The following is a 7,528-nucleotide window of genomic DNA, read 5'->3' as shown; positions in this document are numbered from 1 at the left end:
CGGCGCCGGCGCCCGCGGCCAGGGCCTCCGGCCCCGGACCCCGGCGACGCGCGCCCGCCCGGGCCGTGGTCCCGGGCGGGCGCGCGGGTCACCCGCGGGCCTACTGATCCGAGCCGCTGATCGTTGTCGCGCCCCCGTGGGCGTCCTCGGGTTCTGACCAGAGGACGCCTTGGCCGGCGTCGATTGGTCGAACGCCGGCCGCGATCGCGGCCGCAACGTTGTCTCCTGCGCGGACGGCGTCCCTGACCGCAACAGCCCGGCCGCGCGACCCGCGTACGTCACGCAGCGGGCTGCCGAGCTGGTGGCGCCGGGCGGCCCACTCGCGGCGGTTGCCCGTCTGGTCCGTCGCGTGCAGGTGCTCGGGGTTCTGGCAGAGCGAGTTGTCGCACTCGTGCGCGAGAAGCCGGGGCAGCACATCGCCCGGATGATCGAGCGCCCACGCGAAGCGGTGTGCGATCACGACCAGTCCGCTCCTGATCCAGAACCGGCCATGCCCGGCCGAGGCGACCGCGCCACACCACCACCAGCAGTCCGACGGCCCGCCTGATCGCACGTAGCGCTGGAACCGGTCGACCACCCGCGGGTCCTGAGCCGCGTCACGCACGTCGCGCGCGCGTTCACCGCCGCTGTTCCCGGCTCCGCGCGTACGCGGAGCCGGGAACAGCGCGTCCTCGCTCACGAAATCAGTGCGTCCGTCAGCTCGGGCGCGGCGCCCGTCGCCGACGCGCCCGGCGCCGGCACCGGCACGAGGGCCGGCGCCGGCGCCGGCACGTCGTCGGCAAGTGCTCGCAGCCGCTTGCGCTCGGGCTCGTCGAGCTCGAGCAGCGCCCGCTGCCACGCTGCCGGCTCGCCGGCTTCGGTCAGCCGCGCGACCTGCGCGCCCATGCGGCGCTCGACCGCACCGACTTCGTCCTGCAGTCCCGCGATGCGCTCGAGCAGCTTCGTTCGCTCGTCGCCCGCGGCGAAGAACGCGGCCGCCGCTTCCTCGACCGCGCGGTCGCGCTCGACGCGCGCGGCGTCGGCCCGCGCTCGTGCCGCACGCGCACGCTCACGAGCCGAGATCCTTGCTCTCGTACTTCCAGCCATCCCCAGGAACCTCCCTAGTCGACCCAGGTCGAAGCACGTAGCTCGACCCAGGCGCCGAAGTTCCCCTAGCCAGCACCAACCCTAACCCTCACTCCCTCGACCTCCGGCCCCTGCGACTCACGCGCAGCACCCCAGACTCAACACACCTCTTGCACTACAGTGAGTGGCCGCGAGGTTCAGCCGCCTCCGCTCGCTATCGAGAACGATTCTCGCTCGGGTGGAGGTGTGCGCCGCGGTGATGACCGTCCACGTGCTGCACGCCGGCGACGGGTACACCTACCTCACCCGGCAGGTCGCCACCGGCGACGTCCCCCGCCAGCGCGGGGAGGACCTGAGCGCCTACTACACCGCCTCGGGGAACCCGCCAGGCCGGTGGGTGGGGGAGGGCCTGGACTCGCTCGGGGTGTCCGGAAGGGTCACCGAGGCGCAGATGAAGGCGCTGTTCGGCGAGGGTCGGCACCCGGACGCCGATGCGATCGAGCGCGCGCTGGTCGCCGGCGGCGCGAGCGTCAAGGACGCGATGGCCGCGACCCGGCTCGGCCGGCGGTTCATGCTCGCCGACCGCAAGGACGACGACGGGTTCATCAAGGTCCTGCGCGACGAGCACGCCCAGTTCCGCGCCAGGCACGACCGTGACGCCGAGCCCGGCGCGGAGCGCGACGGCCTGCGCCGCTCCGCCGCGGCCCGGTTCCTCACGGCCAAGGGTGAGGCCGCGGGGCCGGCGGCGGTCGGGAAGTACCTGGCGGCGCGGGGGAGCGCGGAGCGCCAGCCGGTCGCCGGGTACGACCTGGTGTTCACCCCGGTCAAGAGCGTCTCGGTGCTGTGGGGGCTGGGAGATGAGCACGTGCGCGGGCAGGTGCTCGCCGCGCACGAGGACGCCTGGCGCGGCGCGCTGTCCTGGCTGGAGTCCCAGGCCGCGCTCACCCGGGTCGGGGCTGGGGGAGTGGCGCAGGTCGACACCCGCGGGTTCTCCGCCACCGCGTTCGACCACTTCGACTCCCGCAGCGGAGACCCGAACCTGCACACCCACGTCGCGGTGTCGAACAAGGTCCTCGGCCTGGACGGCAAGTGGCGATCGCTCGACGGCCGGGTCATCCACGCCCTCGGCGTCGCGGCCTCCGAGCGGTACAACACGCTCGTCGAGACCGGCCTGAGGTCGCGCCTCGGCGTGCGGTTCGTCGAACGCTCCACCGGGCGCGCAGGGCGCCGGCCGGTGCGCGAGCTCGACGGGATCCCCGTCGAGCTCAACACCGAGTTCTCCCGCCGGCGCGAGAGCATCGAGGCCACGTACAAGGACCTGGTCGCCGACTACCGCGCCCGCCACGGGCACGAACCACCCCGCCCGGTGCAGCACAAGCTGGCTCAGCAGGCGACCTTGACCACCCGCGCGGGCAAGGAGACCGGCGTCTCCCAGGAGACCCGACGCGCGCAGTGGATGCCCCGCGCGATCGCGGTCCTCGGGTCGCCCGAGGCCGTCGAACGCACCCTTGCAGCGACCCAGAACCGGCCAGCGCCACCCCTGGAGGCGATGCCCCCGCACGCCGTTCTGGCCGACCAGGTCCTCACCGAGCTGATGACGACCCGGGCGACCTGGAAGTACAACCACGTGCTCGCCGAGTCCCAGCGCGTCGCCCGGCAGTGGGTCGACCACGTCGGGCCCGAGTCCGTGCAGGCACTGGCCGAGGTCCTGACCGACCGCACCCTGGCCGCCTCGATCCGGCTCACCCCACCCGAACCGAACCCCGTACCCGCGGCGCTCCAGCGCGTCGACACCACGAGCGTCTACGTCCAGCACGCCGGCGCCAAGTACACCGCCAACCCGATCCTGGACGCCGAGGACCGGCTGCTCGCCGCAGCCCGCCGGCCCGGCGGACTCGTCATCGGCGAAGACGTCGTCGCCCGGCACCTGGCGGGCCCAGGGGCCTCGCCCGACCTCGGACGCGCGCCACTGGACCCCGGGCAGGCCGAGCTGGTGCGCCAGTTCGCGACCGGGGGGCGCCTGCTCCAGGTCGCGGTCGGACCCGCCGGCGCCGGCAAGACCACCGCCATGCGCGCCTTCACCCGCACGGTTCAAGACGCCGGCGGCACCGTGATCGCGCTCGCGCCGGCGGCCAACGCCGCCGCGCTGCTGGGCAAGGAGATCGGCGTCGAGGCCTACTCGATCCACGCCTTCCTCGCCCGTCAGGGCCTGGACCCCGACGACGCCAAGCTGCTGCGCGGACCCATCCCGGCCGACCTGCCCGCCGGCGAGCTCACGCCCTCGACCATCGTCCTGATCGACGAAGCCGGCATGGCCGCGACCCCGCACCTGGACGCCGTGGTGCGCCTCGCCGCGATGCACGGCGCGAGCGTGCGCGCCGTCGGCGACTGGGCACAGCTCCAGGCCGTCGGCGCCGGCGGCGCGCTGCGACTCATCGACGAGCAGGTCGGCGGCGCGCACCTCGTCGACGTCCACCGCTTCAAGACCACTGGCGAGGCACAGGCCACCCTCCGCCTGCGCAGCGGCGACCTGAGCGTCATCGACGACTTCTACGCACCACAGGACAGGCTGCGCGGCGGCAGCATCGAAGCGATGACCGAGGAGATGTACGCGCACTGGTGGGCCGACCACACCGCAGGTCGCGACGCCGTCATGATCGCCCAGGCCAACACCGACGTCGTCGCCCTGGCCGCCCGTGCCCGCAAGGACCTCGTCGACGCAGGCATGGTCACCCCCGAGGGCGTCCGCCTGCACGACGACAACACCGCCGGCGTCGGTGACCACATCGTCAGCCGCCTCAACGACACCGACCTCAAGATGCGCACCGGCACCGACTACGTACGCAACGGCGCCACCTGGACCGTCCTGGCGACCAACCCCGACGGGTCGCTCCGCGCGCGCTCGATCGCCCACGGCGCGCAGGTCGACCTCCCGGCGGCGTACGTCGCAGAGCACGTCGAGCTCGCCTACGCCTCGACCGTCAACCGCACCCAGGGCATGACCGTCACCGCCGGGTACGCCCTGGTCACCGAACGCATGGGCCGCGACGGCCTCTACCCGGCGATGACCCGCGGCACCCACACCAACATGGCCTTCGTCGTCGTCGACGACCTCCTCGACGTCGACCCGCACCCACCCGGGGCCCCGCCCCGCGCGGTGCGCGAGGCGATGGCATCGGCGATGGGCGCGACCGACGACACCCCCTCGGCCACCGCGACCACCGCAGCGGAGGCCGAGCGGGTCGTGTCGCTTGCCACCACGCACCCGGCCTACGAAGACGCCCTCGCCCGCGTGCTCGACCCCGGCCGCGACGACCGGATGGCCGACGTCGTCCGCACGGCGCTGCCCGACTACGCCGCCGAGCTCGTGCTCGAGGACAACGCCTGGCCCACGCTGCGCGACGTCCTCGCTGCTCACGAGCGAGCCGGGCAAGACCTCGAACACCTCCTCAGCTCCAGCTTCGCCGAGCGCGAGATCGACACCGCTCGGTCCGTCGCGCGCGTCATGTGGCACCGCGTCGGCGCCCCCGAACTCCCCGCCCCGAGCGACGCGCGGCTGCCTTCGTGGGTCAGCCCGGCACCTGACCCGGGCGGCCACGAGATCGCCGACGCTGAAGTCGCGCGATGGGCTGTACGACAGGTCGACGAGATGGCGAGCCGCGTCGACCAGCTGGTCGACCGGGTGGCCGAACACCCGCCGGCCTGGGCCGAGAACCTGCACCCGCGACCTGAGCACCCCGGGCCCGAGCGCACAGCCTGGGAGGCCGACATGCGCACCGTCGTCGCCTACCGCGACCGATGGGACATCCGCGACGACACCGAACCCGTACCCGCCGACAACGTCGCCGGCATCCAGAAGGCCGCCCGCGACGAGGCCGAGCGGGCAGCCAGCCGGCTTCAGACCGACACCCCGAACCCCGAGGCCGGCGTCGCCGCCGAACGCGCCGCGCTCGCCGAACGCAGCCAGGCCGCAGTCCAGGAAGCCCGCCGCGCCGCGCAGCAGGCATCCGAGGCCGCCGACACTCTCGCGCACCCCGGAACCACGCCGACAGACGAACGCCTCGACGCACTGCGCGCCGTGCGCGACCGAGCTTCGACCCCCGAGCTCGACGACCTGCGCGATCGTCTGCGCACGCTCGCACCAGACACTGCACCGGCGAGCGGCTACGAGGACATCCGCGCCCTGGCGGCCCGGGCGCAGGCAGCCCAGGCCGACCGGCAGGCTCACGAGCAGCAACAGGCTGCCGATCGGGCACGCCAGGCCCACGTCGACCGCTACGAACGACCCGTGCCACCGCCGGCACGTGGTCCTGTCCAGCGCTAAGCACCGACGGTCAGGCATCGACGAGATGACCCGCACGAGCGCGAGCGCGGCGCGGTGGCAGGTTGCGTCTGAGGGCGGGCGCCCGGCCGCTACGGAACGGTCGCGCGCCGGCTGCGAGAACGCTCTTGACCGGGCTTCTAGATGTACTGCCTTGAACGCATGAACGCAGAGACTCCCCGTGCGCTGCCTGCCGGCTCGTGCTGGTGCGGGTGCGGCGCCGACGTCGGTCGCCGCGCCTTCTTCGCCAGAGGCCACGACAAGGTCGCCGAGGGTGCCCTGCTTGCGGCGAAGTACGGCGGCGAGGTCGCACAGCTTCTGCTCGAGCACGGATTCGGTCCCGGCCGGGAGTCGGTCACCGCGGCCGCCGTGGCGTCGGGCGCCTGGGAACGCTGCCCGGCGCCAGGCTGCGGTTACCCGGGGACCCCGGAGAGCGTGCGGAACCACCGCCGCAAGGCCAGCCACTAGTCATCCCGGTCAAGACCACCACGGAGGAACGCATGGACGAGCTCCACACGAGGCTGCGGGCCTGGGCGCGCGGCATCTACCCGACGGAGGCGGCGACCGAACTCCTGATCCGCACCGGTTTCGCCCGGCCCGGCAACCCCTGGGTCCGGCGCGAGCCGTCCGGAGGGACGGCGCCCGATGACATCTGGATCGACTTCGCGGAGATCCCCGAGCACGTCGGGTCGCTGTCGTCCGGTGAGCGCCGCGTGCTCATGTTCGCCGCGTCGCTGTCGGACGTCGTCGGCGCCCCGGAGGTGAAGATCGGCGACCTGGTCTCGGTCGACCCGAACTGGCTGACTCTGCTGGCGGCCGCCGTCCAGCACGCCGGCGGGCGCCGCGACGCCTGGGACCGGGTGCCCGAGGTCGTGGACCTGGCCCCACATGTAGTGGCCGCCTGGCCCGACCTCAGGTGGTCGCTCGGGGACCGCGACGCTGAGGGCGGGGAGCGGTGATGAGGCGGCGTGCCGCGGCCTCGCGAGCTGAGGAAGAGGCTCGCGCGCTGGCGGAGACGGTGCGCGCAATGGCGGAGCTTCGGCGGGACGAGTACCGGAGGAAGCGGTTCGCGAGTCTCGTGCTCGCCGCCGGGCTCGGCATCGCTCTTGGCGCGACGTTCCTACTCCCGGGCGATGACTCCGCGCTGCTGGTCGAGGGCGATCACTCCACGGTGCTGCCGGCCCCGTGGGTAGGCGCCATGGTGCCCGGTGTGCGGTGGATCGCTGCTGTCGCTCTGCTGCTGTTGCTCGTCGCCGCCCTCTGGTGGTCGGTGCGGATGCTGTCGGTCCGTCACGCGGCTGACCGCGTGATCGCGGGCTCGCGCTGACGGCTTCCGCAGGTGGCGCAGCGAGTGGTCGAGGCAACGCCGTTAATGTAGGTTATGTCCGCTTTGTAGTCGGCGCATCTCTCTGGCCAGCGCGCTTGACCGACTCTTTAGGTGGCCGAGTGTGGGGGCGCTTCGCTGGATCCCGCATCTGACGCGGAGTGGGAGCGGGACGCAGGCGTAGCTATCCACGAGCTGAGGATGCGCAGTTTGTCTTCGCTCGCGGAGCCGGGTTCCGGCGACCATGGCCTCGAACTCGGCCATCGCCGCGAACACGTGGAACGTCAGCCGTCCGGCTGGCGTGGTGGTGTCGATCCCCTCGTTCAGCGACCGCAGCTCGACGCCGCGGGCTCCGAGGTCGGTGACGGTGGCCACCAGGTGCTGCACTGACCGCCCCAGGCGGTCTAGCCGCCACACGACCAGGACGTCGCCGGCGCGCGCGTAGTCGAGCACCGCGGCGAGCTGCGGACGGTCCGCGACCGTGCCGCTCGCGTGATCGGTCCAGACCCGGTCGACGCCCGCACGCTCGAGCGCGTCGTGCTGCAGCGCCGGGTCCTGCAGATCCGTCGACACCCTCGCGTACCCCAGCAGCTGTCCCATGGGCTCGGAGCGTACGGAACTCGTCGACGACGACGTTGCGGACACCTCGGTTTCGGACACGGGTTCTGGACACCACTCCCCTGGCGTGTCGTGTGACTTTCGGCGCTAAATGGCGGGGTTCTGCCGCCGCAGCGTGGCGGGACAGTCAGGTGGCGCCGGGAGTGATGGGTCGCAGGACATCCTCGACCTCGTCGTGTCCCTTCCCGGGCCCGATCTCG

Annotated in this window: 6 protein-coding genes; 3 read left to right on the top strand and 3 right to left on the bottom strand. The window is 73.0% G+C overall.

Translation table 11 applies throughout. The features are described 5' to 3' along the window. Positions 1-100: 100 nt before the first annotated feature. Together J5O08_RS19965 and J5O08_RS19960 are read right to left on the bottom strand one after the other, a co-directional pair. On the bottom strand, positions 101-679 hold the full coding sequence (locus J5O08_RS19965) for a hypothetical protein (RefSeq protein WP_218708667.1): 579 nt from the start codon (positions 677-679) through the stop codon (positions 101-103). Then, on the bottom strand, positions 676-1,086 hold the full coding sequence (locus J5O08_RS19960; protein WP_218708665.1) for a hypothetical protein: 411 nt from the start codon (positions 1,084-1,086) through the stop codon (positions 676-678). The genes J5O08_RS19965 and J5O08_RS19960 overlap by 4 nt, the downstream gene beginning before the upstream one ends. 238 nt (positions 1,087-1,324) lie before the next feature. Here J5O08_RS19960 and mobF point away from each other — a divergent pair, with 238 nt between their 5' ends. The 3 genes from mobF to J5O08_RS19945 all read left to right on the top strand — a co-directional run bounded on the left by mobF (position 1,325) and on the right by J5O08_RS19945 (position 6,713). Then, entirely contained in the window at positions 1,325-5,389 is a 4,065-nt protein-coding gene (gene mobF, locus J5O08_RS19955) for a MobF family relaxase (RefSeq protein WP_218708664.1), read from the top strand. 497 nt (positions 5,390-5,886) lie between these two features. Further along, positions 5,887-6,345 carry a hypothetical protein gene (locus J5O08_RS19950; protein ID WP_218708663.1) on the top strand — a complete coding sequence of 153 codons (459 nt, stop codon included), beginning with the start codon at positions 5,887-5,889 and terminating at the stop codon, positions 6,343-6,345. Positions 6,346-6,413: 68 nt separating this feature from the next. Further along, positions 6,414-6,713, top strand: a complete 300-nt coding sequence (locus J5O08_RS19945) for a hypothetical protein (RefSeq protein ID WP_218708662.1) — start codon at positions 6,414-6,416, stop codon at positions 6,711-6,713. A 42-nt stretch (positions 6,714-6,755) separates the two neighbouring features. On the opposite strand, the gene J5O08_RS19940 is transcribed toward J5O08_RS19945, so the two are convergent. Further along, positions 6,756-7,310, bottom strand: coding sequence for a recombinase family protein (locus tag J5O08_RS19940; RefSeq protein ID WP_218708661.1), 555 nt, complete (start codon positions 7,308-7,310; stop codon positions 6,756-6,758). Positions 7,311-7,528 lie beyond the last annotated feature (218 nt).

The sequence above is a fragment of the Cellulomonas sp. PS-H5 genome, from assembly GCF_019265565.1.
GTDB lineage: Bacteria > Actinomycetota > Actinomycetes > Actinomycetales > Cellulomonadaceae > Cellulomonas.
Note: the sequence above shows the minus strand (reverse complement) of the source record. Positions and strands in the feature narration are given on the sequence as shown.